Annotated in this window: 20 protein-coding genes and 1 tRNA gene; 9 read left to right on the top strand and 12 right to left on the bottom strand. The window is 63.5% G+C overall.

What is annotated here, in order from left to right; genetic code table 11:
* Positions 1-12 precede the first annotated feature (12 nt).
* Entirely contained in the window at positions 13-1,146 is a 1,134-nt protein-coding gene (locus tag DPM35_RS03285; protein ID WP_112125866.1) for a site-specific DNA-methyltransferase, read from the top strand.
* 36 nt (positions 1,147-1,182) lie between these two features.
* Here DPM35_RS03285 and DPM35_RS03280 read toward each other — a convergent pair whose 3' ends face one another.
* Complete coding sequence (locus DPM35_RS03280; protein WP_112125865.1) at positions 1,183-1,794, bottom strand: HAD family hydrolase; 612 nt, start codon at positions 1,792-1,794, stop codon at positions 1,183-1,185.
* Entirely contained in the window at positions 1,791-2,963 is a 1,173-nt protein-coding gene (mutY, locus tag DPM35_RS03275) for an A/G-specific adenine glycosylase (protein ID WP_112125864.1), read from the bottom strand. Before mutY ends, DPM35_RS03280 begins: the two co-directional genes overlap by 4 nt.
* Positions 2,964-2,995: 32 nt before the next feature.
* On the opposite strand from mutY, the gene DPM35_RS03270 reads away from it, so the two are divergent.
* From DPM35_RS03270 to DPM35_RS03255, 4 genes are all read left to right on the top strand, one after another.
* Positions 2,996-3,505 (top strand): DUF721 domain-containing protein, encoded by a 510-nt coding sequence (locus DPM35_RS03270; protein WP_112125863.1) that lies wholly within the window; start codon positions 2,996-2,998, stop codon positions 3,503-3,505.
* 154 nt (positions 3,506-3,659) lie between these two features.
* Complete coding sequence (locus tag DPM35_RS03265; RefSeq protein WP_112125862.1) at positions 3,660-4,406, top strand: DsbA family protein; 747 nt, start codon at positions 3,660-3,662, stop codon at positions 4,404-4,406.
* 63 nt (positions 4,407-4,469) lie between these two features.
* A complete protein-coding gene (gene smc, locus DPM35_RS03260) occupies positions 4,470-7,931 on the top strand; it encodes a chromosome segregation protein SMC (RefSeq protein WP_112125861.1) in 3,462 nt (1,153 codons plus the stop codon).
* Between the two features lie 103 nt (positions 7,932-8,034).
* Entirely contained in the window at positions 8,035-8,442 is a 408-nt protein-coding gene (locus tag DPM35_RS03255; protein ID WP_112125860.1) for a very short patch repair endonuclease, read from the top strand.
* Here the strand turns inward: DPM35_RS03255 and DPM35_RS03250 are convergent.
* The 3 genes from DPM35_RS03250 to DPM35_RS03240 form a co-directional block, all read right to left on the bottom strand.
* A complete protein-coding gene (locus DPM35_RS03250) occupies positions 8,439-9,668 on the bottom strand; it encodes a DNA cytosine methyltransferase (RefSeq protein WP_112126225.1) in 1,230 nt (409 codons plus the stop codon). The two genes, DPM35_RS03255 and DPM35_RS03250, sit on opposite strands and share 4 nt — an antisense overlap.
* 7 nt (positions 9,669-9,675) lie before the next feature.
* Positions 9,676-10,887, bottom strand: coding sequence for a hypothetical protein (locus DPM35_RS03245; protein WP_112125859.1), 1,212 nt, complete (start codon positions 10,885-10,887; stop codon positions 9,676-9,678).
* A gap of 181 nt (positions 10,888-11,068) precedes the next feature.
* Positions 11,069-12,781, bottom strand: a complete 1,713-nt coding sequence (locus tag DPM35_RS03240) for an HAD family hydrolase (protein ID WP_112125858.1) — start codon at positions 12,779-12,781, stop codon at positions 11,069-11,071.
* Between the two features lie 229 nt (positions 12,782-13,010).
* Between DPM35_RS03240 and DPM35_RS03235 the strand changes: the two genes are divergently transcribed.
* Positions 13,011-13,934 (top strand): acetamidase/formamidase family protein, encoded by a 924-nt coding sequence (locus tag DPM35_RS03235; protein WP_112125857.1) that lies wholly within the window; start codon positions 13,011-13,013, stop codon positions 13,932-13,934.
* 115 nt (positions 13,935-14,049) lie between these two features.
* On the opposite strand, the gene DPM35_RS03230 is transcribed toward DPM35_RS03235, so the two are convergent.
* The 5 genes from DPM35_RS03230 to DPM35_RS03210 form a co-directional block, all read right to left on the bottom strand.
* A tRNA-Gln gene (locus DPM35_RS03230) sits at positions 14,050-14,124 on the bottom strand.
* A gap of 227 nt (positions 14,125-14,351) precedes the next feature.
* Complete coding sequence (locus DPM35_RS03225) at positions 14,352-15,326, bottom strand: GDP-mannose 4,6-dehydratase (RefSeq protein WP_112125856.1); 975 nt, start codon at positions 15,324-15,326, stop codon at positions 14,352-14,354.
* Positions 15,327-15,403: 77 nt separating this feature from the next.
* Complete coding sequence (gmd, locus tag DPM35_RS03220; RefSeq protein WP_112125855.1) at positions 15,404-16,387, bottom strand: GDP-mannose 4,6-dehydratase; 984 nt, start codon at positions 16,385-16,387, stop codon at positions 15,404-15,406.
* Positions 16,388-16,484: 97 nt separating this feature from the next.
* Positions 16,485-17,909: a phosphomannomutase gene (locus DPM35_RS03215; RefSeq protein ID WP_112125854.1), complete on the bottom strand. Its 1,425-nt coding sequence runs from the start codon at positions 17,907-17,909 to the stop codon at positions 16,485-16,487.
* Between the two features lie 95 nt (positions 17,910-18,004).
* Entirely contained in the window at positions 18,005-18,349 is a 345-nt protein-coding gene (locus tag DPM35_RS03210; protein ID WP_112125853.1) for a VOC family protein, read from the bottom strand.
* A gap of 216 nt (positions 18,350-18,565) precedes the next feature.
* On the opposite strand from DPM35_RS03210, the gene ppdK reads away from it, so the two are divergent.
* From ppdK to DPM35_RS03195, 3 genes are all read left to right on the top strand, one after another.
* Positions 18,566-21,250, top strand: coding sequence for a pyruvate, phosphate dikinase (gene ppdK / locus DPM35_RS03205; RefSeq protein ID WP_112125852.1), 2,685 nt, complete (start codon positions 18,566-18,568; stop codon positions 21,248-21,250).
* A 198-nt stretch (positions 21,251-21,448) separates the two neighbouring features.
* The gene (locus DPM35_RS03200) at positions 21,449-22,549 is read left to right on the top strand and encodes a glycosyltransferase family 9 protein (RefSeq protein WP_245431411.1); all 1,101 of its coding nucleotides are present in this window, start codon (positions 21,449-21,451) and stop codon (positions 22,547-22,549) included.
* 127 nt (positions 22,550-22,676) lie between these two features.
* The gene (locus DPM35_RS03195; RefSeq protein WP_112126224.1) at positions 22,677-23,420 is read left to right on the top strand and encodes a polysaccharide deacetylase family protein; all 744 of its coding nucleotides are present in this window, start codon (positions 22,677-22,679) and stop codon (positions 23,418-23,420) included.
* Between the two features lie 113 nt (positions 23,421-23,533).
* On the opposite strand, the gene DPM35_RS03190 is transcribed toward DPM35_RS03195, so the two are convergent.
* Both DPM35_RS03190 and DPM35_RS03185 read right to left on the bottom strand, forming a co-directional pair.
* On the bottom strand, positions 23,534-23,923 hold the full coding sequence (locus DPM35_RS03190; RefSeq protein ID WP_112125850.1) for a DUF427 domain-containing protein: 390 nt from the start codon (positions 23,921-23,923) through the stop codon (positions 23,534-23,536).
* A gap of 204 nt (positions 23,924-24,127) precedes the next feature.
* Positions 24,128-24,484 carry a hypothetical protein gene (locus DPM35_RS03185; RefSeq protein WP_112125849.1) on the bottom strand — a complete coding sequence of 119 codons (357 nt, stop codon included), beginning with the start codon at positions 24,482-24,484 and terminating at the stop codon, positions 24,128-24,130.
* Positions 24,485-24,582 lie beyond the last annotated feature (98 nt).

The following is a 24,582-nucleotide window of genomic DNA, read 5'->3' as shown; positions in this document are numbered from 1 at the left end:
TTGGGTGTTTTGATGTCTGCCGTGCGTCTTCTCGACGAGCTTTCCCACGCCCCTCTTAAGTCCGAATGGCTGGACACGATCCTGAAGGGCGATTGCGTCGCCGCGCTGGACCGGCTGCCGGAAAAGTCGGTCGACATCATCTTCGCCGACCCGCCCTACAATCTGCAACTCGATGGCGACCTGCACCGGCCCGACCAGTCCAAGGTCGACGCCGTCGACGATGACTGGGACCAGTTCGAGAGTTTCGAGGCTTATGACGCCTTCACCCGCGCCTGGCTGCTGGCGGCCCGCCGCGTGCTGAAGCCGAATGGCACGATCTGGGTCATCGGCTCCTACCACAACATCTTTCGCGTCGGCGCCCGAATGCAGGACCTCGGCTTCTGGATCCTCAACGACATCGTCTGGCGCAAGACCAACCCGATGCCGAATTTCCGCGGCCGCCGTTTCCAGAACGCGCATGAGACGATGATCTGGGCCTCGCGCGACCAGAAGGCCAAGGGCTACACCTTCAACTACGAGGCGCTGAAGGCCTCGAACGACGATCTGCAGATGCGCTCCGATTGGCTGTTCCCGATCTGCACCGGCGGCGAGCGCCTGAAGGACGAGAACGGCAACAAGCTGCATCCGACGCAGAAGCCGGAAGCGCTGCTTGCCCGCATCATGATGGCCTCGACCAAGCCGGGCGACGTCGTGCTCGATCCCTTCTTCGGCTCCGGCACCACCGGTGCCGTCGCCAAGCGCCTCGGCCGCCACTTCGTCGGCATCGAGCGCGAGCAGGCCTATATCGACGCCGCCAATGAGCGCATCGCCGCGGTGCGCCCGCTGGAAAGCGCCGACCTCACCGTGCTTTCCGGCAAGCGCGCTGAACCGCGCGTCGCCTTCATCAGCCTGATCGACAACGGGCTGGTGGCGCCCGGCGCCACGCTCTACGACGCCAAGAAGCGCTGGGCGGCGAAAGTGCGCGCCGACGGCACGCTGGCCATCGGCGACAGCGCCGGCTCCATCCACAAGATCGGCGCCGAAGTGCAGGGGCTGGACGCCTGCAACGGCTGGACCTTCTGGCACTATGAACGCAGCGGCGGCTTGACCCCGATCGACGAGTTGCGCCGCATCGCCCGTCTCGGCATGGAGCGGGCAGGGGGCTGAATCAACAGTTCAACGGATCGCCGCAAGCGACTCAGTTCAGGCCCTAATCCCGAACCGCTCAAGGTCTGCTTTGAGCGTGCCGGCGTCGGTGAACAGCACTGCCTGCCAGCCGGCGGCCCTGGCGCCGTCGACATTCTTCTGGCTGTCGTCGATGAACAGCGAGGCCGACGGATCGAGTCCGAACGACGCGACGTGATGGTCGTAGATGGCGCGGTCCGGCTTGATCAGGCCGATCTCGCCGGAGACGGTGACGCCGCGCGGCTTTTCCAGGAACGGAAAACGGGCGCGGGCCTCGCGGAACGTGTCCGAGGCCCAGTTGGTGAGCAGCGTCACGTCGCGGCCGTCCTCGATCAGGCCCTCGAGCAAAGCGACGCTGTCTTCATAGGCATGCGGCGCCATCTCGTGCCAGTGGCGGCGGAAGTTACGGATGTTCTCGGCATGGCCGGGATGCTCGGCGATCAGCAGCGCCTCGGCTTCTTCCCACGTCCGGCCACGGTCCTGCTCCAGATTCCAGGCGCTGGTGCAGACATTGTCGAAGAACCATTTCCGCTCCCCGGCATCGGGGATCAGGCGGCTGAACGGGATGTCGGGATCGTAGTGGACCAGCACCTTGCCGATGTCGAACACGATGTGGCGGATTTCGGTCATGCGGGCCTCTTTGCACTGTACGACGAGGGTTTTTTCGTCGCGCCCGGTATCGCCGCTTCGATTGCCTTTTTCATGACGGTCGGAAGCGCTTCCCCGGAAATCTCATGGGCCAGCGACCAGAAATGCCCCGACGGCGCATCACCCGTGACTCGGGCATGGAAGACATCAAGCTCCAGCGCGAAATGGGTGAAGACATGGCCGATCTGCCCGGCGCGCCGCCAATCGGCTCGAAAGGGCGCGGCGTCGGCTGTCGTGGCACCGTCGACCCGCGCCGTCCAGCCGGTCGTTGGCACCTCGGTCATGCCGCCGAGCAAGCCCTTCTCGGGCCGCTTGCGGAGCAGGATGGCGCCGTCGGCGCGCTCGGCGACGAAGGCGGCGCCCCTGCGTAGCGGCTTGTCGTCCTTCGGCAGGCGGACCGGAAAACGCTCGGGATCGCCGCTGAGGATGGCGCTGCAATCCTCGCGCACCGGGCACAGCATGCAGCGCGGCCGCTTCGGCGTGCAGATCGTCGCGCCGAGATCCATCATCGCCTGGGCGAAATCGCCGGGCCGGGCCTGCGGCACCAGCTTTTCGACCAGCGCGCGGATTTGCGGTTTGGCCTCGCTGAGCGGGGTTTCGATCGAATACAGCCGGGTCATGACCCGCTCGACATTGCCGTCGACGACCGCCGCCGGCTGGTCGAAGGCGATCGCGGCGATCGCCGCCGCGGTGTAGGCGCCGATACCCGGCAATTCGCGCAGGCCCGCCTCGGTGGCGGGAAAACGGCCGCCTCGCAGCGCCACCAAGTCGGCGCAGGCCTTCAGATTGCGTGCCCTGGAATAATAGCCGAGCCCGGCCCAGGCCTTCATGACCTCTTCGGCGGGGGCTGCCGCCAACGCCTCGACCGTCGGCCATTTCTCGACGAAATTGCGGAAATAGGCTTTTACCGCCTCGACCGTGGTCTGCTGCAGCATCACCTCGGACATCCACACCCGATAGGGGTCGGCCCTCACGCCGCGCGCAAACGCGCCTGGCGACACGCGCCAGGGCAGGTCGCGATGATGCGCGTCGTACCAGGCAAGCAGGCGCGAGGCGATATCCCGGGATCCAGCTTTGCTGGTATCTGCGGATCCGATATCGCCGGGTGCGGCCTGTGGTGATGCCTTGCGGGTCTGGTCGAGCGGTGCCATTGATCGGATGAATTGGGGACTGGAGAACGCACATGGCAGGGAAAAGGGCCTTCGGCAATCCCGTTCCGGTGAGCGATCTCGCGACCGAGATCCTCGATCCGGTGCTGAGGAAGCGCGCCGGCATCTCGATCGGGCTGGTGCAGTCCTGGGAGGAGATCGCCGGGCCGCGCCTGGCCACCCATTCGCGCCCGGAAAAGATCCAGTGGCCCCGCCGCCTGCACGAGGACGATCCGTTCGAGCCGGCGACGCTGATCATCGCTTGCGAAGGCATGGCGGCTCTGCATCTGCAGCACGAGGCCGGCGAGGTCATCAATCGCGTGAACGCCTTCCTGGGCTTCAACGCCGTCGGCCGCATCAAGATCCTGCAGAAGCCGGTGCTTTCGCAGAAGGCGCGGCCGAAGCCCGCGCCGCGCCCCTTGACCGAGGCCGAGAAGTCGAAACTTTCGCATCTGGTCGGCAAGATCGAGGATGACGGCCTGCGCGCTTCGCTGGAGCGGCTTGGCGCCACAATTTTGGGTGAAAGGAAGCCCAAAGGGTCGTAAGAAGCGTCATGAATGCGTCACCAATCTCGCGCATTCGTGATGCTCAGGATCAAGTTTCGCGATTGGATTGGGGATCGCGATGCCTTAATTCGCGCCAACTCTCGCCTTTTCTAGCCCTTGCATTGCAAAATCCAACCGATATCAGGTGATTCGCATGAACCGTGCCCCGTTTGGCAAGACCTTGTCCCGCAGAAACCTTCTGAGCGCGGTGGCCGCTGTTCCCGCGGTGGCGCTGCTTGCCGCATGCAGCGACTCCGGCGAGGAGGCCAAGGCCGCCGATGTGAAGCCTGCCAATCCGTCGACGCCTGCCAAGCCGGCCGCGACGCCGGCGGCCGTCCAGGTGCCGGAGGCCCAGGGTACGGTCGACATGGCGGAACTGCTGAAGCCCGGCGCGCTGCCCGAAAAGCAACTCGGCAAGGACGACGCCAAGGTCACCATCGTCGAATACGCTTCGATGACCTGCCCGCATTGCGCGCATTTCGCGATGACCACCTTCCCTGAGTTGAAGACCAAATATATCGACACCGGCAAGGTCCGCTACATCCTGCGCGAATTCCCGTTCGACCCGAGCGCCGAGGCCGGCTTCATGCTGGCGCGTTGCTCCAAGGACAATTACTTCGCCATGGTCGACGTGCTGTTCAAGCAGCAGCCGAGCTGGGTCGGCGTCAACAACACCAAGGAAGCGCTGCTGCAGATTTCCAAGCTGGCCGGTTTTACACAGGAGTCCTTTGAGGCCTGCTTGACGGACCAGAAACTTCTGGACGATGTGAGAGCAGTCCAGAAACGCGGAGCGGACGAGTTCAAGGTCGACTCGACGCCGACCTTCTTCATCAACGGAAAGACCTACAAAGGGGCGATGTCGATTGAGGAAATGTCGGCCATCATCGACCCTCTGCTCTGACATCCAGGCAGCGCCGAAGCGGTCTGGCTTCGGCGCCATGACCTGTAGTGTAGGGCGGCGCGAATGAAATTTTCGCGCCTTCGCCTTCTCGGTTTCAAATCCTTCGTCGAGCCCGGCGAGTTCGTCATCGAACGCGGGCTGACCGGCATTGTCGGGCCGAACGGCTGCGGCAAGTCGAACCTCGTCGAAGCTTTGCGCTGGGTGATGGGCGAAAGCTCCTACAAGAACATGCGCGCGTCCGGCATGGACGACGTGATCTTCTCCGGCTCCGGCGCGCGCCCGGCCCGCAACACCGCCGAGGTCACGCTTTTCCTCGACAATACGGACCGTACCGCGCCCGCCGCCTTCAACGACGCCGACGAACTGCAGGTGTCGCGCCGCATCGAGCGCGAGGCCGGCTCGCTCTACCGCATCAACGGCAAGGAAGCCCGCGCCAAGGATGTGCAGCTTCTGTTCGCCGACCAGTCGACCGGCGCCCGTTCGCCCTCCATGGTCGGCCAGGGCCGCATCGGCGAGCTGATCCAGGCAAAGCCCCAGGCCCGCCGCGCGCTGCTCGAAGAGGCGGCCGGCATTTCCGGCCTGCATACGCGCCGGCATGAGGCGGAGCTTCGGCTGAGGGCGGCCGAGCAGAACCTCGAACGGCTGGACGATGTCGTCGGGGAGTTGGAAGGCCAGATCGAGAGCCTGAAGCGCCAGGCGCGCCAGGCCTCGCGCTTCAAGAACCTGTCGGCCGATATCCGCAAGGCCGAGGCGACGCTGCTGCACCTGCGCTGGACGTTGGCGAAAACCCAGGAAGGCGAGGCGCGCTCCGCGCTTGCCGTCGCCACCGCGCTGGTCGGCGATCGCGCCGCCGCTCAGATGGCCGCCGCCAGGGAGCAGGGCATCGCCGCGCATCGGCTGCCCGATTTGCGCGACGCCGAAGCCGCCGCCGCCGCCGCCTTCCAGCGCCTGTCGATCGCCAAGACGCAGATCGAGGAGGAGGCCGGCCGCATCCGCGCGCGCCAGACCGAGCTCGAACGCCGTCTGCAGCAGCTCGACGCCGACATCGCCCGCGAGGAGCGGATGGTGCGCGACAATGCCGACATCCTCGAGCGCCTGCGCGCCGAGGAAGCCGAGCTCAATTCCGAAAACGCAGGCGCCGCCGAGCGCGAGGCGACCACACGCGCCGCTTTCGAGCAGGCGGGTGCTACGCTGTCGCAGAGCGAAGCAAGACTTGCCGCGCTGACCGCCGAACGCGCCGAGGCCGCCGCCTCGCGCCACCAGATCGAGCGCAGCCTGCGCGAAACCGCCGAGCGCCGTGACCGCTTCGCCCGCCAGCTCGCCGAGGTCGACCGCGAGCTTTCCGACATCGTCGCGCGCATTTCCGGCCTGCCGGATCCCGCCGAGAAGCGGCTGCTGGTCGAGGACGCGCTTGCCCGGCTGGAAGAGAGCGAGGCCGGCACTATTGCCGCCGAGCAGGCGGTCGCCGAGGCGCGTGCGGCCGAAAGCGCCGCAAGGCCTCCGTTGCAGGATGCCAGGGCGGAACTGGCGCGCATCGAGACCGAAGCGCGCACGCTGGCCAAGATCCTCAACGCCACCAGCGGCGGCGATCTCTTCCCTTCGGTGCTTGAGCAGATCAGCGTCGAGCGCGGCTACGAGACGGCGCTTGGCGCAGCCCTTGGCGAGGACCTCGACGTCCCGCTCGACCGCAGCGCCCCGGTGCATTGGGGCGAAAGCGCGGTGCAGCCGGGCGACGCGTCATTGCCCGAGGGCGTGAAGAGCCTGGCAAGCGTGGTGCATGCGCCGGCGCAGCTCGCCCGCCGCCTGGCGCAGATCGGCATCGTCGACGCCGCCGACGGCCGCCGGCTCCAAGCGCTTCTGGCTCCCGGCCAGAGACTGGTCAGCCGCGATGGCGCGCTCTGGCGCTGGGACGGCCTGACGGCCAGCGCCGACGCGCCGACCGCCGCCGCGCTGCGGCTGGCGCAGAAGAACCGGCTGGCCGAACTCGATGCCGAGGCCGTGCAGGCGACGCGCGTCGTGCGCGAGGCGGAGGACGCGCTGGCGCGCGCCGAGCAGGCGATGCGCCAGGCAAGCGAGGCCGAGCGCAACGCCCGCCAGGCCGGCCGCGACGCACAGCATGCGTTGGATGCCGCACGCAACGCGCTGGCCGAGGCCGAGAAGGCCGGCGGCGAGCTGGTGAGCCGCCGCGCCGCCTTGGACGACGCCCGCGCCCGCATCGTCGAAAGCCATGAGGAGACGCAGGCTGCCTTCCTCGAAGCCGAGGAGATGCTGAAGGACGCGCCCGATCTCGGCGATCTTCAGCTGCAACTCGAACAGGCTTCGGCCAATGTCTCGCGCGACCGCGCCACGCTTGCCGACGCGCGCGCCGTGCATGACGGGCTGCGCCGCGAGGCCGAGGCGCGCATGCGCCGGCTCAACGCCATCGGCGCCGAGCGCAGGAACTGGGTGGAGCGCGCCGAAAACGCTTCGACGCAGATCGCCGCGCTTGGCGAGCGTAAGGCGGAGGCCGAAGCCGAGCGCGAGCGGCTGGCGGATGCGCCGGACGAGATCGACGCCAAGCGCCGCGCCTTGCTGACGCAGCTTTCCGAGGCGGAGGCGCTGCGCCAGACGGCGAGCGACCGCCTGCAGGAGGCGGAAAACAAGCAGGCCGAGCTCGACAAGGCGGCCACCGCCGCGATCCAGTCGCTTGCCGAGGCGCGCGAGACCCGCGTGCGCGCCGAGGAGCGGCTCACCGCGGCGGACGAGCGCCGCGTCGAGGTCGAGGCGCGCATCCAGGAAGCGCTGAACACGCCGCCGCATCTCGTCATCCAGCATACCGGGCTCAAAGCCGATGATCCGATGCCCGACATGGTCGAGATCGAGCGCCAGCTCGACCGGCTGAAGATCGAGCGCGAGCGGCTCGGCGCCGTCAATCTGCGCGCCGAGGAAGAGCAGAAGGATTTGTCCGAGCGTCTGGAGACCATCGTTTCCGAGCGCGAGGACATCATCGAGGCGATCAGGAAACTGCGCCAGGCGATCCAGAGCCTCAACCGCGAGGGTCGCGAACGGCTGCTCTCGGCCTTCGAGGTGGTCAACGGCCATTTCCAGCGGCTGTTCTCGCATCTGTTCGGCGGCGGCACGGCGGAACTGCAGCTGATCGAGTCGGAAGATCCGCTGGAAGCGGGGCTGGAAATCCTCGCCCGTCCGCCCGGCAAGAAGCCGCAGACCATGACGCTGCTCTCCGGCGGCGAGCAGGCACTGACGGCAATGTCGCTGATCTTCGCCGTCTTCCTCACCAATCCGGCGCCGATCTGCGTGCTTGACGAGGTCGACGCGCCGCTCGACGACCACAATGTCGAGCGCTTCTGCAACCTGATGGAGGAGATGGCGAGGACGACGGAGACCCGTTTCGTCATCATCACCCACAACCCGATCACCATGGCCCGCATGGACCGCCTGTTCGGCGTCACCATGGCCGAGCAGGGCGTCAGCCAGCTGGTCTCAGTCGACCTCCAGGCGGCCGAAGCGATGCGCGAGGCGAGCTGAGCTAGATCAGCGTAGCCTCGATCCTATTAAACTGCACATCGCAAAATCGTGTGAACGTACCTCTTTAAGGTAGCTGCTTTCCCTGGATCGAGTATTTTGGGTCATGGGAGATCGTCTTTCGCCTGAAGCGCGCAGCGCCCACATGCGCTTGATAAGGAAGAAGAACACACGACCAGAAGTCCGGGTTCGAAAGCTGCTGCACTCACTCGGCTATCGCTTCCGACTGCATCGTCACGATTTGCCGGGTTCGCCCGACATTGTTCTTCCGAAGCATATGACAGCCATTTTCGTTCACGGTTGCTTTTGGCATCAGCATGCTGGATGCCGCCTTGCCCGTAAACCAAAATCACGCTTGGACTATTGGCTTCCTAAGTTGGAGCGTAACGCAATGCGAGATCAAGAAATTGACATGCGCCTTCGCGAGTTGGGCTGGCACTCTGCGACAATATGGGAATGCGAGACACGGCACGAAGAGTCCCTGCGAGGAAGATTGCTTGTACTTCTCTCCTAAGCAGCTTCGCGCTCTCTGTAGGCGGCGCCTCGCCCGAGACCGGTACCGGGATGTGCCGAATCGCTATGGGCTAAATGGAGAAATTTTTTCGGGACTGGCAGCCTTCTTTCAGGTGGCGGAAAAGATTCCTGTGCAGACGGCGCCAACGTTGACGTATCGAGGGCTCCATTAATGCCAAAGAACTGCGCAGCTATCTCCCGAGCTAAACTCTCAGCGAGCGCGGATGGCACGGCATTGCCGACCATCTTTTGAATTTCTGCATGGTTGCAGTTGAAGCGAAGCCCATCCGGGAATGTCTGGAGTCGGCAAAGCTCCTCCTGTGAAAGACGTCTATTTTCCCAATGGAAAGGTCCGGTAGCTGGGCCTGGTTGCGCCTGAATGGTCCATGACGGCTTATCTTTTGCCAGTTTCAAGAGGAAGTTCCAATAGCGTCGGCGCCATCCAAAAAGCGCAGCACCACCGCCACGGTCGGTGTGCCAAAGATAGTTCTGCCCTTCAGGGATGGAAGGCAGTAAATCGGCCCACTTGCCTTTGACCCTCAGCGCTGATTTGTCCTTTATGGAATCGAGATCGGCAAACGCATCCCAAGCGGTGCGATGTCGGTCTTTTCCTGCGAGAGCTTCGAGGCTGCCCGATCGGAAGTGCGTTGGCGATGGAAATCGGAAGCTCCGCCCGTCCCTTGAACCGACAATAAAGACGCGTTCCCTGAGTTGTGGCACGCCGTAGTCCACCGCATTGAGGGCTCGGCACTCCAGCACGTAGTCGGTTCCGAGATCGCGATTGATCTCCTCGATCCCAGCTTGCAGAGTCTCAATTCCTTCGCTCTTACCCCGATACGCTAGGCCGGGAACATTCTCTAGAAGGAATGTTTTGGGGCGCGTGTCGCGAAGTACCCGAAGGTACTCGACCAGAGTGTCAGCGCGGGGATCGGACAGCCGTCGAGAATCGCCCCGAGCCCAATAGCCAGACTTGCTGAATGGCTGGCAAGGAGGTCCCCCGATCAGAATATCTGCCTCACCGGGCTTAAGACCGGCAGTCGCTAAGATAGTCTCGGACGAAATGGCTGCGATAGGGCCTTCAAGGACAGGCCAATTCCGATTCAATCTTAGAGTTGCACAAGCCGTCTCGTCAAAATCGAGCGCGACCCGTGTCTCAAATCCTGCCGCCTCAAATCCGAAATCGAGTCCACCAATGCCAGTGAACAAGGAAATAGCTTTGAGCTTCATGTTCACCTCACGCGGTTCTCGCATAATGCAATTCGAAAACTCTCTCTGCGCTGGCTGAGAAGATCGGCTCTGCCACCCCGATCATGTTTGCTATTCGGCCGACACAGGTTTTGTGCAGCTCCAGATCTGTCGTGAGCGCGAAACGGAATTCCCAACTCTCCGTCACAGCATGGAGGCATGCTGCTAGGACCGGAAAGTCCTCAGGCCGATAGTAACGAGAGCATGGATCACCTTTCGAGGCGCGCGTCTTCTGAAAATCGACCTTCGGCCGACCATCTGAATAGGTCGAGCGAAGTGTGTTCTTACATTCGATCAAGATCGGCGCGCCGCCCTTCCATCTGAGCGAAATGTCCGGCTTGCCGTCAGCTTCAAGGCGAATACATTCGGAAACACCCTTGAGCTTACCGAGGGTAGCTGCAAGGTGCTCCTCAGCGACCCATCCGCGGACCGCCATTTTCAGGCGGCTGGCGCCCTCAATAAGGTCAAAGAGGGCGTCTGATGCGATCCCAAATTCTTCGAGGATGGGGTGTGAAACAGCCTTAGCCGGTCTAAGTGCCTTGAGCTTGTCCGCTACTAGGTGGCGCTCGCCTGGGTCTAGCTGATAAGCAATCCGCTCCAGAGCAACCAAGTCGAGCAGCCGATCTTGCTTGCCTCCAACCAGAACCTCAGTTCGGCAATCCTCAAGTTCGGCTGTGGGTCGATCTTTTGACTTTCCAGGCCGCCTATCGCGCTCCCAAACAGCCCAGCCCTGCAGCCGAATCAATTCTACATGCTCGTGCTTAAACTCAATCGAGCGCGACATCGGCGCTGGGGTGTTCATGACCGGATCGGCGGCTACAAACAGGCCTTCCTCCAGGTCAATGCCGACGAACAATGTTGTGACAAGTCTGCTGGAGTCGATCACGACATCAAGCGCGCCTTTGAGATTTCCGCCGTACTTGACCTGAAATCGATGCTCGTCGGCGGGCCGATTTTTAATAAGTTTCGCGTTCGCAAAAAATGCGTATACGAGGATGCCATGTCGCTCGCCGGCTGGCGTGTCAAAAACGATGTAGAAGGGGGCTCGGCTCGCGTCGCTCGCATGCACGATGGAGCAGTCTCGCATCTCCAGTGCTCTTAACACGAATGCGCGCAAGGGCTCTTTATCAGAGCGCCTTACTGAATAGCTTTTCCACTCCAGTGCAGAGAGGATGTCCTTGTGGGCATCGAATGGGCTCATGCGAAAGCACTAACGCCTTATCGATGATTCGAGAATCTGCGCCATCAACCTCCCCCACCTTTGTGACTGCTTACAACGCTAGCCAATTTTTATGAACAAAACAAGAACAAGATCTGCGTAGCCCCTCCTAGCGGAAATGGCCTGGTCAAAAGAATCCTCGGCGAATGGAAGGCAACCAACTCTACTTCTCCGGTGCAGACGCAGGCGCCGTATAGCGTCGCCGAACGGCGTCGAGCACCCGTTTGCGGCTTTCTTCGGCCGACAATGTCTTGTCCTTCTCCGCTTCGGCCGTCTCGCGGGCGAGCTCCTTATCCCGGATCTGCTGGCGGAACCATTTGGAATAATCGCCGGCGCGCAGGTGATATTCCCAGGTCTTGTCGTCGATGCCTTCCGCCATCTGCGCGAAGATGATGAGGTTGTGGGCTCTAAGGTTCATCGCCTTCTTTGGTCCGGTGAAATAGAAGCTCCCCGCCTCGTCGAGCTCGCCTTCGGCATATTTGCGGCTGTGCCGCTTCAGCGACTGGCTGGGCTCGATGGCCTTGACCGTGAACGGCTTCTTGCCGTCATGCGGCCGCCAGAACAGCACGCGGTCGCCCTTGGGCAGAGGAATGTCCTTCGGCGCCTTCAGCCCGGTTTCCGTGCAAAAAGTCTTGATCACGCCCTTTGCCTTAGGCCCGAGCGCGATCACCGCCGTCACCAGACGCAAGGCGTCGGTGGAAATCGCTTCGGGATGGACGGTGATCAGCACCGTGCCGGGCAGCTCGATCGAAAGCACGGATCGCGTATCCCCGCGCCGCTTGGGCATCAAATGATGCGCCTCGTCGATGATCAGCCAATGCGGCCTTGCGGTCCGGTAGCGGACATTGCCGAGGCCAGGCAGCAGTTCGGCGAAGAAACCGGGACGCTCATCGACCTTCAGCGCCAGCCCGTTGACCACGACATTGTTTTGCGGTTTGTCGAGCAGTTCCAGCAGTTGCTCCTTGTTCGGCGCGGTCGAGCCGTTGCCAAGCGGCACCGCGCCCTTCAGCCCGTCATAGTCGCCTTCGGGATCGAAGATGCAGAACTGCAGCCCCTTCTCGACCAGCCGCTCGGTGAGTGCCGTGGCCAGGGTCGATTTGCCGATGCCCGAGCTGCCGGCGATCAGCACCGTCTCTGTCGGCGACAGGTAAATCTCCTTGCCGCGCGAAGTCCCGAGCAGCACGCCGCGCGAGCGCTTCCTGGCAATCAGGTGGTCGTGCTTGATCAGCTTGCGGATCAGTTCCTCGACGCCCTTGCCGCGCGCCTCCTTGGTGAGGAGGTCGGCGGTTTCCTTGACAGCGGGCAATGCGTTGGCCACTGCGACGCTGCAGCCGGAAGCTCTCAGGAAGGCATGGTCGTTCTCGGCATCGCCGACGGCCACGACGTTATGGGGCGACAGTTTTAGATCCTCCAGTGCCGCCGCCAGCCCGGTCGCCTTGTTGATGCCGGAAGGCAGGATCATCACCGCGCCCTTGTTGAAGATGATTTCCAGTTCCAGTCCAAGCTTCTTGATGACGTCGAGCACAGTGGTCTGGTGCGGCTCCCAGGTGGCGACGATCGAGCGCCCGACCGATAGCGGTTTCACGCCGCGTCGCTTCAGCCTGTCGACGAGATCCGTGGAAGGCGAGGGCGAGATCGTGCGCTCCTCCTCGCTGGCCGGCGTGTAGATGAGCGCGCCGTTCTCGGCCACGACCTTGTCGAACAGGGAAAGTTCGGGAAACACCTCCTTGAGATCGGGCAGTTCGCGCCCGGTGACCAGGATCATCTTGCGCCCGGATTTCTTCAGCTTCTCCAGCGCCGAGATCGTGCTCGCGGTCACGAGCCCGTCATGCGCCAGCGTGCCGTCATAATCGGTGGCCAATGCCATGAAATACATCGGTTGAGCCTCTCCATCGGCCGTTTTGCCGGTCGCCTGGAAACCGGCCGGTTGGACAACAACGCCCGTTGGTGCAAAAGGTTTAGGCCGGGCACTGGATTTGTCGGGGCCGGCGCCAGGTCCGTCGTGCACCGTGGCGGTCAACTCGCCCTTTGGGATGGAACGATCGCGCGCCAGGATCTCGATCCGCCCACTTGCCGCGCGGAAACGCCTTCGCTACTGCCACCTCATGGCAACGCACAGGCTCATCAACACCACGTGGCACAACGTCCTCGGCACGATCGCGCCGGCGCTCACGATTGCGTCCGGCGATGTCGTGATAACGGAGACGCTGGACGCTCGGGGCTTCGACAAGAACGGCGCTCGGCCGGCTTATGGCCCGAACCCTATGAACGGCCCGGTCTTCGTGACGGGAGCCGAACCGGGCGATGCGCTCCGCGTGGACATCCTGCGCATGGATCCTATCCGTCCCTCCGGCTGGACGATCTCGTCGCTGGCCGCCAATGTTGTCGATCCGGAGGCTGCTCGCCAATTGCCGGCGCGCGACAGAGCCGACTGGCTGATCGATCTGGAATCGCAAACTGTGAGGTTGCAGGAGCCGCCGCCAGGCCTTGAGAACTTCGTGCTGCCGCTCGAACCGATGATCGGTTGCTTTGGCGTGGCGCCCGCGATAGGCCAGGCTTTCTCCACCGCGACAAGCGCGGAGAATGGCGGGAACATGGATTATCGCGGCTTTCGGCCCGGCGCGACCGTTTGGTTTCCCGTTGCCGTGGAGGGTGCGCTCTTCTTCGCGGGCGATTGCCATGCAACGCAGGGCGATGGGGAGATCGTCGGAACCGGGATCGAAACCTGTTTTGAACTGCAGCTACGCTTGAGCGTGGAAAAGAACAGGCGGTTGACATGGCCCCGCGGTGAGAACGAGACGCATATTTTCTCCGTGGGCAACGCTCGTCCGCTCGATCAGGCCCTCCAGCACGCGACTACGGATATGCTCAACTGGCTGACAAGCGGTTATGGATTGTCCGTTGCCGCCGCATCGCATCTGATGGGACAGGTTGTGCGGTATCACGTCGGAAACGTCTTTGACCCTGCCTACACCATGGTCTGCCTCATCGAAAAACGATGGCTCCCGAAGCCGTCTTTCGCCGGCTGACTAGGAAAGAGCGGCTTTCCGCTTCGAATTGCATCACAACGCGGAGATAGGGCGGCTCGCCGTTTCCGCGAAACGGTGGACATTGTCTACCCGGCTAGATCTGGGTGATGGCAGTTGGCTGGGGCGCCAGGATTCGAACCTGGGAATGTCGGTACCAAAAACCGATGCCTTACCGCTTGGCGACGCCCCAGCAGGCGGGGCGTGCCCGCTTGCGCGCGGCCTTATAGGACGGGTCGAAGCAAAGCTCAATGCCGCAAGATCAACTAAAATCGGCAGCGATGCAGGCCGCGATTCCAGCCAGTTCACCCATTCGCCGGCAGTAGAGCGCAAGCCGCACGCCGCGCGGCGGCTTCGCAGCAGTGCCGGCACGGCAGCGGTTCAGTTCGGGCTCTCGGGAAGCAGGCGATGCATCCCTGCCTACGCTTGGGCCACGCGCGCGCGGCAATCGTCCAGAACGGCAGTGAGCGTCTCTTCGAAAGAATATTGGGGCGCCCAGCCAAGCAGGGTCCGGGCGCGGGTCGCATCGCCGACGATGCAGGGCAGGTCACTTGGCCGCATCCGCAAGGGATCCTGCTCCACGCCGATCTTGACGCTGCTACGGGCCAGCAGCAGGTCGAGAATATCGCCCATCCGCCAGGAAACGCCGGATGCAACATTGAAGATCGTGTTCGGCACAAGATCGCGGCTGCGCAGGACCGCGCGCGCATAGGTGTCGGCGATGTCGCGCGCATCCAGGAAATCGCGCCTTGCGTCGAGATTGCCGACGCGGATGACCGGCGCAGCCAGGCCTGCTTCAATGCGCGCGATCTGCATGGCGAAGGCCGGGACCGCGAATGCCTCGGTCTGGCCTGGTCCCGTATGATTGAAGGGGCGCATCCGAACGCATTTCAACCCCTTGTATGACATCGCGCCGAGCGCGAGGTCGGCCGCGGCCTTGGTCGCGGCGTAGTCGTCGATCGGGGCAAGAAGCGTGCTTTCTTCGAGCGGTCGCCCGGTCTTCGCGCTTTCGCCATAGACCAGACCCGATCCGACATGGACCAGCCAGCAATCCGGAGCCTTGTCGAGGATGGCATTGGCCACGTTGAGCGCGCCGTCCACGTGGATGCGCCACGTGTTTGATGGATTCGCCTGGGCGGCATCCGGGGCCGCGACCGCCGCCAGGTGGATGACGTGCGTTGGCCGATGGCGGGCAATGGCGTCCTCGACGGCGGCCGCGTCTGTCACGTCCAACTCGCCAACCTCGCCGAAAACGGGATGCGGACCGCCATATTTGGAGGTCGCGGCAATGGCAATGTCGTCGCCGCAAACGCTGCGCAGCGCGTCGTAGACATAAGGGCCGACGAAACCGTTGGCGCCGGTCAGGAAAACGCGCACGGGCGCCTCACGAGCCATGACGGACCGTCCGCATGCAGATGCGTGTCGGAACGCGGTGCATCAAGTCATCGGCCCGTAAAAGCAAGAGTTTCCTTTTAATGCTTTGCGGCCGCGTGGCGCGCAAGATCCGCGTCCACCATTTCGCGGATCATCTCTTCCAGGGAGATCGTTGCTTCCCATCCGAGCTTCGCCTTTGCCTTGGCTGGATCACCGAGCAGGATCTCGACTTCCGCCGGCCTGAACAGGTCTGGATCGATGACAAGATGGTCGTCCATCTTCAACCCGACATGCTCGAAGGCAATGCTGCACATGTCGCGCACCGTCGTCGTCCTGCCGGTGGCGACCACATAATCGTCGGGCTGGTCCTGCTGCAGCATCAGCCACATGGCGCGGACATAGTCTCTGGAGTGGCCCCAGTCGCGCCTGGCGTCGATGTTGCCCAGGCGCAACTCCCTCGCCAGCCCCATCTTGATGCGCGCGACGGCGTCCGTGACTTTGCGAGTCACGAATTCGATGCCGCGAAGCGGCGATTCGTGATTGAACAGGATGCCGCTCGAGGCATGCAGGCCGAAGCTCTCGCGATAATTGACGGTGATCCAATGGCCGTAGGCCTTGGCCACCGCATAGGGCGAGCGGGGATGGAAAGGCGTGTTCTCCGATTGCATCGGCTCCTGGATAAGGCCGTACATCTCCGACGACGAAGCCTGATAGAAACGCGCCCCGGGCATTTCGAGACGCAGCGCCTCCAGCACATTGGTGACGCCGATACCGGTGACGTTGCTGGTAAGGATAGGCTGCTGCCATGAGGATTTGACGAAAGACTGTGCGGCAAGGTTGTAGACCTCGTCCGGCCTTACGTCGCGCATGGTTCGGATGAGGCCCGACAGGTCCGTGATGTCGCCATCCACGATCCGCACGGCGTTCTCGATGCCCAGCCATTTCAGCCGCGTCGTGTTGACGTCGGCTGTGCTCGACCGTCGCGCCAGCCCGTTGACTTCATAACCCTTCGAAAGCAGGAGCTGCGCCAGGTAGGCGCCGTCCTGCCCGGTAATGCCGGTTATCAATGCTGTCTTTGTCATTAATGGTCTCGGTGATCGGGCGAGATGCGGGGCGGGAGTCCCCATCGTTGCTGAATTGGCCGCTCCACGCCTGCGGTAACCGCCGGCACCGCTGTCATTATACGGGCTCACCCTCATCCGCCAGTGCGGTGTCCCGCGCCCGTTTCAGCGCCATTGCCACGATTTCGGTTGCCCTGTGATGGCTGGCGGCCTCGGCATAGCAGCGAAATTCGGGAGCATTGCCGGAAGGCCGCAGATGGATGATCTCGCCGCTGGTCATTCGCGCCCTGAGACCGTCGGTCTCGTCTATGTCCGCCACCATGCCGAAGGGCGCCAGGAACCGTTGCAACGCGTCGTGGTCGGCGAGCTTGCGCATCAAGCCGCGCGATCTCTCGGCCGGGAAGTTCTCGAGCCGCTCGCTGGCGCAGACCGGAAGATTCCAGGTTTCGCGCAGGCTGGAGAGCGTTTTGCCGGCCGATGCCATCGTGCCCAGCACGGCCAGGATCGGCAAGAATGAATCCCGCGTCGGCAGTGCCGACACTATCCTGCCGTTCACCAGGCAGTCGGACCCCAGCAGAACCCCGCCATTGGCTTCGAAGCCGACGACGATGCCGCCTGCCTGCAGCGCGGCGTCCATTCCCTCTATGACGAAAGGGGACCCGACCTTCGTTCTCCTGACGCCGAACCCGAAAGCCTCGGATATGCCCGAGTTGGAGGTGACCGGCGTCACCACGACATCGGCTTTGAGGAAGAGCGCCGTGGCCAGCCCGATCAGGTCACCGCGGAACAACTCGCCATTCTCATCAATGACAAGGGGGCGGTCGGCATCGGCATCGGCCGAGACCACCGCGTCGAATTTGAACTCGCGCGCCCAGTCCTTCATCTTCGCCATCGTTTCCTGGCCGACGGCCTCGGTATCGACAGGCACGAAAGTGTCTGATTTGCCGACGGGGATCACATCGGCGCCGAAGGATCGCAGGACCTCGACCAGCAGCTCCGCCGCAACCGTGCTGTGCTGGTAGACGCCGAGCCTCATTCCGGAAAGGACGCCGGCCGGCAGAATTGCCCCGACACGGTCGCGAAAGGCCGCGAGCGCCTGTTCATGGCCGGCCTGCCGGTCCCCACGCGCCGGCGGCCATGGATATTGGTCCGACAGCTCCGCGACAGAAAGGGTGATCGCGGCCTCGTCCGCCTTGTCGATCTCGCCCTTCGGTCCGTAGAACTTGATGCCGTTGCGGTCGGCGGGAATATGCGAGCCGGTCACCATCAGCGCCGCAGCGTCGTGCCGGCGGGCATAAAAGGCAAGCGCCGGTGTGGGGATCGGACCGCAATCGACCGGCTGGAAGCCGGATGCGGCCAGCGCCGCCATGCAGTCCCGCGCGATTGCCGGGCTGCTGTCGCGCAAGTCCCGCCCCACGAATACCTTGCCTTGCTGATATCCAGTCGACCGCAAGCGCCGGGCGAAGCCCTCAGTGTAAAGTCCGCTTGCCCTTCCGACCAATTCGGAAGCCAAACCCCGAACGCCGCTTGACCCGAATTTCATCAGCCTGCTTTTGCCGTTGGAAGATCGCCGCTGTTTGTTGGGGTGAGCCGAGCCTGGCTGTCAACAGCAAAAAAACCTCGAAATCCGCGTCTTTTCTAATATCCCCACACCGCCAGTTCGTTGCCCGCTGGGTCGGTGAAATGAAACCGTCTGCCGCCTGGGAAGGAAAAGATCGGCTTGACGATGGTCCCCCCGGCGCTCTCGACCGCGTCCAGCGTTTCCTCGAGGTTTTCGGAGTAGAGCACGGGCAGCGGTTTGGCCGGCGCTTCCCCGGCATCGGCCTGGAAACCGCCGTCGAGCCCTTCTGCGAAAGCGGAATAGGTCGGGCCGTAATCGGTGAACGACCATGAAAAGGCGGCGCTGTAGAAGGATTTGACGCTGTCCAGCGTGCCGCCCGTTGCCGGCAGCTCCAGATAGTCGAGTTTTCCGTTGAGTTTCATCACGCTACTCCACTATGTTCCTGTTATGTTCTATAACGCACCCATGCCCTCCGGCAAGTCTTTTTGACGCAGCTTTTGCTTAATCGATTGTAGTGCCTGCGAGCGCCGGCCGGTGCCTTGCCTTTCGCACTGCAGCATCTTATCGCTCGGACCGGAAAGGCGGGGAACCGGGCCATGGTCCGGCTGTTTCTATCTTCCACGAACTGGAGGGCAAGCATGACCAAGTGGGTTTACACCTTCGGCGACGGTGCCGCCGAAGGCCGTGCCGGCGACCGCAATCTTCTCGGTGGCAAGGGTGCCAATCTGGCCGAGATGTGCAGCCTCGGCCTGCCGGTGCCGCCCGGTTTCACCATCACCACCGAGGTCTGCAATGCCTATTACGCCAATGGCCGGGCTTATCCCGATGGGCTCGAGGCGGATGTCGTCGCCGCTCTCGACCATATCGGCCGCATTACCGGCCGTCGCTTCGGCGATCCGTCGAAGCTGCTTCTGGTCTCCGTGCGCTCCGGCGCCCGGGCGTCGATGCCCGGCATGATGGACACGGTGCTCAATCTCGGCCTCAACGACGAAACGGTCGAGGCGCTGGCCGCCGATTCCGGCGATGCCCGCTTCGCCTATGACAGCTATCGCCGCTTCATCCAGATGTATTCGGACGTGGTCATGGGCCTCGATCACGAGGTGTTCGAGGAAATCCTCGAGGACCAGAAGGCGAGCCTTGGCCACGAGCTCGACACCGAGCTGACGGCCGCGGAATGGCAGGGCGTCATTTCGCTCTACAAGGCCAAGGTCGAGGAAGAGCTCGGCAAGCCGTTCCCGCAGGACCCCCACGAGCAGCTCTGGGGTGCGATCGGCGCCGTGTTCTCGAGCTGGATGAACAGCCGCGCCATCACCTATCGCCGCCTGCACGACATCCCTGAAAGCTGGGGCACGGCGGTCAATGTCCAGGCCATGGTGTTCGGCAATATGGGCGACACCTCCGCGACCGGCGTCGCCTTCACCCGCAATCCCTCGACCGGCGACAGGCAGCTGTATGGCGAATTCCTGGTCAACGCCCAGGGCGAGGACGTGGTGGCCGGCATCCGCACGCCGCAGAACATCACCGAGGCGGCGCGCATTGCGGCCGGCTCCGACAAGCCGTCGCTTCAGAAGCTGATGCCCGACGCGTTCCAGGCCTTCGTCGACATCTCCGACCGGCTGGAAAAGCATTACCGCGACATGCAGGACCTCGAATTCACCATCGAGCGCGGCAAATTGTGGATGCTGCAGACCCGCTCCGGCAAGCGCACCGCCAAGGCGGCGCTGAAGATCGCCGTCGACATGGCGAGGGACGGCCTGATCACCAAGGAGGAGGCGGTCGCCCGCATCGATCCGGCCTCGCTCGACCAGCTGCTGCACCCGACCATCGATCCGAAGGCGGCGCGTGATGTGATCGGCATGGGCCTGCCGGCTTCACCCGGAGCCGCCACCGGCGAGATCGTCTTCTCGTCCGCCGACGCCGAGGATGCCAGGGCGCAAGGGCGCAAGGCGATCCTGGTGCGCATCGAGACCAGTCCGGAGGACATTCACGGCATGCATGCCGCCGAAGGCATCCTCACCACGCGTGGCGGTATGACCAGCCACGCCGCGGTGGTGGCGCGCGGCATGGGCAAGCCCTGCGTGTCGGGCGCCGGCTCGCTGCGCGTCGACTACAAGGCCGGCACATTGGTCTCGATGGGCCAGACCTTCCGCAAGGGCGATATCATCACCATTGATGGCGGCAACGGCCAGGTGCTGAAGGGCGCGGTCGCCATGCTGCAGCCCGAGCTTTCCGGCGATTTCGCCGCCATCATGGAATGGGCTGACGCGGCGCGCCGCATGAAGGTGCGCACCAATGCCGAGACGCCGCTCGACGCGCGCATGGCGCGCTCCTTCGGCGCCGAGGGCATCGGGCTTTGCCGCACCGAGCATATGTTCTTCGACGGCGCCCGCATCGTTGCCATGCGCGAGATGATCCTGGCCGACACCGAGAAGGACCGGCGCGCGGCGCTCGACAAGCTCCTGCCGATGCAGCGCTCGGACTTCCTCGAATTGTTCGAGATCATGGCCGGCCTGCCGGTGACGATCCGCCTGCTCGACCCGCCGCTGCATGAATTCCTGCCCAAGACCGAGGCCGAGCTTGCCGAGGTGGCGAGCGCCATGAATGTATCTGCCGACAAGCTGAGGCAGCGCACCGAGGCCTTGCACGAGTTCAACCCGATGCTCGGCCATCGCGGCTGCCGGCTCGCCGTCTCCTATCCGGAGATCGCCGAGATGCAGGCGCGCGCCATCTTCGAGGCCGCCGTCGAGGCCGGACGCAAGGCCGGCGCCCTGGTGGTGCCGGAAATCATGGTTCCCCTGGTGGGCCTGGTGAAGGAGCTGGAATACGTCAAGGCGCGCATCGATGCGGTGGCGCAAAGCGTCATGCAGGAGACCGGCACCAAGATCGACTACCTCACCGGCACGATGATCGAACTGCCGCGTGCGGCGATCCGCGCCCATGTCATTGCCGAAGCAGCCGAGTTCTTCTCCTTCGGCACCAATGATCTTACGCAGACGACCTTCGGCATCTCGCGCGACGATGCGGCGTCCTTCCTCGAAACCTACCGGCAAAAGGGCATCATCGAGCAGGATCCGTTCGTGTCGCTCGATGTCGATGGCGTCGGCGAACTGGTGCGGATCGCGGCTGAAAAGGGCAAGGCGACGCGACCGGGCATCAAGCTCGGCATCTGCGGCGAGCATGGTGGCGATCCGGCTTCGATCCGCTTCTGCGAGGAAGTCGGCCTCGATTACGTGTCGTGCTCGCCCTACCGTGTGCCGATCGCCAGGCTGGCCGCCGCGCAGGCGGCCGTGGCTGCGGCGAAGGGTACCGCAAAACGCGCCTGACGGGCGTTCGGCGAGCGGCATCCCGATACCTTACGATTTTGTATGCAATGTCACGCGAACGTGCGCGTGGCAGCCCTATGGCACGCGATCTTATGGTCTTGTATATGAACCGCTCGAATAGGCGCGTGACGGTTCCACATGTCGATATCTCAACCCAGTTCAGTGGAATCCGATTCGTCCGGCGCCCGGAAACGAACCTTGCAGGGTCCCTTCGAAGCGGTCCGCTCGATCCTGATCCTGCAAACGAAATATATCGGCGATCTGGTTCTTGCCTCGGCGCTGGCGAACAATCTGCAGATCGCCTATCCGGACGCCAGGATTGTCTTCCTTTGCGAGGCGCGCTTCGCCAGCTTCCTGACCGCGCACGGGATCGCGGCTGAGACCGTCGCTTTCAAGCGCGCCAGCGCGCGTGGCAGCGTGTTGCAGCGCGGCCTGGAACTCTACAGGATAGTGCGTGAGCTGCGCCGGTTCGCCTTCGATATGACCATCGACCTGGTCGATTCAAAAACGTCGCATTTCATCGCCATGATCCTCAATGCGAGGATTCGGGTCGGCTATTTTCCGACCGAACGGCGGTTGCGCCGATTCGAGCGCCAATCCGCCAACGTCCTGGCCAAGCCGTTCGGTTACGGCGAGGCGCATTTCCTCTATCGCTATCTTTCTCCGCTCGAGGCGCTAGGCGTGGATCTGCGAGTGAGGTTCCCCTCAATCCAGCCGCAGCCCGTGGAAACGGCGCGGGTCCTGGCGTTGCTGGACAAGTTCGGTCTTCGGCGCAATGCCTTCCTGGTTGTGCACGCCGGAGCAAGCTTTCCGGGACGCCGGTGGCAGCCCGAGCGCTTCGCCCAGGTCATTGACACGATATCGAACGAAACTGGTCTTTCCGCCGTTTTGGTCGGCGGTCCCGACGAGGCCGAGGCCAACGACCAGATCATGGCCAGGGTCAAGGCGCCGGTCGTCAACCTGGTGGGAGCGCTGTCGCTTGAAACGCTGCTGGCGCTGCTCAAGGAAGCGCGGCTCTTCCTTGGCAATGAAAGCGGCCCGATGCATATAGCGGCCGCGGCCGGCACGCCGGTCGTCGGCCTGTTCGGCCTGACCAACCCGATCCGCTGGGCGCCGGTCGGCGTGCCCAGCGTTTCGCTGCGGCCCTCCATGCCTTGCGAGTGCGTGGGCGGCGACCAGTGCCGCCGGACCGACCCGAGCAAGGCATTTTGCGTCTGGCGCCTGGAAGTGGATGCGGTCGCCAGTGCCGTGCGCGAGCTTCTGGCGCGGACGGAGACGGCCTCGGAAACCGCGATGTAAGGCCAAGCAACTTTTTGCGACTGCCGCTGTTTGCCGTCCCGATTTTCGCCTAGATGCCGGTCTTGTTGAGGCGAGTTTTTGTTTGCGCGGCACGGCGACGGCCGAAAGTGCTGGTTTGGAATGGATGATGGGTCGGCTTGGAAACTCTCTTTGTGCGATGGCGCTGTCGCTGTTCGCGGCGTCGTCCGGCAATGCAGCCACGCTGGTCGAGCCGACGCTGCATCTGAAGCCGCAATCCGGGGAAGGGGGCGGGCGAGTCGCCCTGACGCTCGATGCTTGCGGCGGAAAAACCGACACCCGAATTCTTTCGGCGCTTGTCGACAACCGCATACCGGCGACCATCTTCGTTACCGGCATCTGGCTCAAGCGCAATGCCGCGGCCGTCGAGATCATGCGGGCCCATCCTGATCTGTTCGAATTGGAAAACCATGGCGGCCGCCACATTCCGGCGGTCGATACGCCGCGGAAGATTTACGGTATAAGCAGCGCCGGCAGCCCCGACGCCGTGCAGGCCGAGGTTGAATCCGGCGCCGCGGCGCTCGCCAGCGCGGGCGGGCCGGCGCCCAAATGGTTTCGCGGCGCCACCGCGGAATACAGCCCATCGGCGATCGCCATGATCCGCAAGCTGGGCTTCAAGATCGCCGGCTTCTCGGTCAATGGCGACGGCGGCTCGCTGCTCGGCGCCAAGGAAACGGCACGCCGCATCGGCGCCGCCAAGGACGGCGACGTCATCATCGCCCACATCAACCAGCCGACGCATGCGGCGGGCGGGGGCGTGGTTCAGGGGCTGTTGGCCTTGAAGCAGAAAGGCATGACCTTCGTGCGCCTGGACGATGCCGACGGTATAGGTAACGACGGCACGACGGATTGAGCGCGCGGCGCGAGGGTGGCTGCGGCTGAATTTTGGCAGCCACATCCTTCCAAGATTGACGCTTGGGCTTCGTCTGTCTCGAATCGCAGCGACGGCTCCGCCCAATCGAGAGATCAGTCGGGCTTGGCTTCGACCGTCACCTTGCTCGTGTAGAACGCGCCGTGATTGCGGATCTCGGTCATCTCGTCGAACGGCTGCTCGTAAGCCCACATGGCATTCCTGCCGGCTTCACCGGCCTCCTGGACGCTCCAGTAGCTGGCATCCCCCTTGTACGGGCAATGCGTCGAGTGCTCGCTGCCGGAGAGCTTGCTGAAGTCGATGTCGTCGAAAGGGATGTAGAAGGCCGCAGGATATGGCGGTTCCGACAGCACCTTGGCCCGGCTCGATCTCGCAATGACGGTATCGCCGGCGCGCACGGTGACGCTGCCGCGATAGGGCTCGACGGTGATCACCTTGTCGGGATTGCGCTGGAAGCCGGGGGCAGGGTTGGCGAACTTGTCCATGAATGGTCTCCTCGAGCAATTGCAGGAAAGTGCGAAGCGGTTTCCCGCCCGGAATTGCGTCAAACAAAGGGGGAGCGTTTCGTCGTTTCCGTGAAACCGTGAAACGTTCTCGGGGGAGACTTACATGTGTCGGGCCAGTGCGCCGCGCAAGCCCGCGCGGCGCGAGGCTCCATCACCATTCATTGAACGTCTGGTGGCAAGCCGTCAGGCGGCTGTCTTGAAGGCGTCCATGAGGCCGGCGTAGGCGGCGGCAATGCCGGCCACCGGATTGGTGCTTCTCGCCGCGGTTTCGACCTTGAGCGCGCCGCCGCTGGTCGGCAGCGTCAGCAGCAGGAATTGGCGGTTGCCCGCGTCGCCGATGCAGGCGGCAGCGACATGCTCGCCGTTCTCGCCGTTTTCAACGCGCATCTTGAACAGCAGCGTTCCGCCGACGGCCTCCAGTGCCCCGCCGACGACTTCGGCAAATTCATCTTCGGAAACGGTTTTGATGTCCGGCGTCAGATCGTCCAGACTTTCGGCAAGCGTGCTTTCGAGGGCCTTTTCGTCGAGCTGCGCGTCCATGCGAACCACTCCATTCGCCAATCTCACCCAGCCCGTTAACGAAACTTAACGGCGAGGATGGCCGGATTATGGCGGTTTTCCTGGTTCTTCGATCCATC

Origin of the sequence: Mesorhizobium atlanticum (assembly GCF_003289965.1) — a bacterium.
GTDB classification, from domain to species: domain Bacteria; phylum Pseudomonadota; class Alphaproteobacteria; order Rhizobiales; family Rhizobiaceae; genus Mesorhizobium; species Mesorhizobium atlanticum.
Note: the sequence above shows the minus strand (reverse complement) of the source record. Positions and strands in the feature narration are given on the sequence as shown.

Coding starts and splice junctions, on each gene's coding strand:
- DPM35_RS03285 (WP_112125866.1), top strand. CDS start 13: ATGTCTGCCGTGCGTCTTCTCGACGAGCTTTCCCACGCCCCTCTTAAG.
- DPM35_RS03280 (WP_112125865.1), bottom strand. CDS start 1,794: ATGACCGAAATCCGCCACATCGTGTTCGACATCGGCAAGGTGCTGGTC.
- mutY (WP_112125864.1), bottom strand. CDS start 2,963: ATGGCACCGCTCGACCAGACCCGCAAGGCATCACCACAGGCCGCACCC.
- DPM35_RS03270 (WP_112125863.1), top strand. CDS start 2,996: ATGGCAGGGAAAAGGGCCTTCGGCAATCCCGTTCCGGTGAGCGATCTC.
- DPM35_RS03265 (WP_112125862.1), top strand. CDS start 3,660: ATGAACCGTGCCCCGTTTGGCAAGACCTTGTCCCGCAGAAACCTTCTG.
- smc (WP_112125861.1), top strand. CDS start 4,470: ATGAAATTTTCGCGCCTTCGCCTTCTCGGTTTCAAATCCTTCGTCGAG.
- DPM35_RS03255 (WP_112125860.1), top strand. CDS start 8,035: ATGGGAGATCGTCTTTCGCCTGAAGCGCGCAGCGCCCACATGCGCTTG.
- DPM35_RS03250 (WP_112126225.1), bottom strand. CDS start 9,668: ATGAAGCTCAAAGCTATTTCCTTGTTCACTGGCATTGGTGGACTCGAT.
- DPM35_RS03245 (WP_112125859.1), bottom strand. CDS start 10,887: ATGAGCCCATTCGATGCCCACAAGGACATCCTCTCTGCACTGGAGTGG.
- DPM35_RS03240 (WP_112125858.1), bottom strand. CDS start 12,781: ATGTATTTCATGGCATTGGCCACCGATTATGACGGCACGCTGGCGCAT.
- DPM35_RS03235 (WP_112125857.1), top strand. CDS start 13,011: ATGGCAACGCACAGGCTCATCAACACCACGTGGCACAACGTCCTCGGC.
- DPM35_RS03225 (WP_112125856.1), bottom strand. CDS start 15,326: ATGGCTCGTGAGGCGCCCGTGCGCGTTTTCCTGACCGGCGCCAACGGT.
- gmd (WP_112125855.1), bottom strand. CDS start 16,387: ATGACAAAGACAGCATTGATAACCGGCATTACCGGGCAGGACGGCGCC.
- DPM35_RS03215 (WP_112125854.1), bottom strand. CDS start 17,909: ATGAAATTCGGGTCAAGCGGCGTTCGGGGTTTGGCTTCCGAATTGGTC.
- DPM35_RS03210 (WP_112125853.1), bottom strand. CDS start 18,349: ATGAAACTCAACGGAAAACTCGACTATCTGGAGCTGCCGGCAACGGGC.
- ppdK (WP_112125852.1), top strand. CDS start 18,566: ATGACCAAGTGGGTTTACACCTTCGGCGACGGTGCCGCCGAAGGCCGT.
- DPM35_RS03195 (WP_112126224.1), top strand. CDS start 22,677: ATGGGTCGGCTTGGAAACTCTCTTTGTGCGATGGCGCTGTCGCTGTTC.
- DPM35_RS03190 (WP_112125850.1), bottom strand. CDS start 23,923: ATGGACAAGTTCGCCAACCCTGCCCCCGGCTTCCAGCGCAATCCCGAC.
- DPM35_RS03185 (WP_112125849.1), bottom strand. CDS start 24,484: ATGGACGCGCAGCTCGACGAAAAGGCCCTCGAAAGCACGCTTGCCGAA.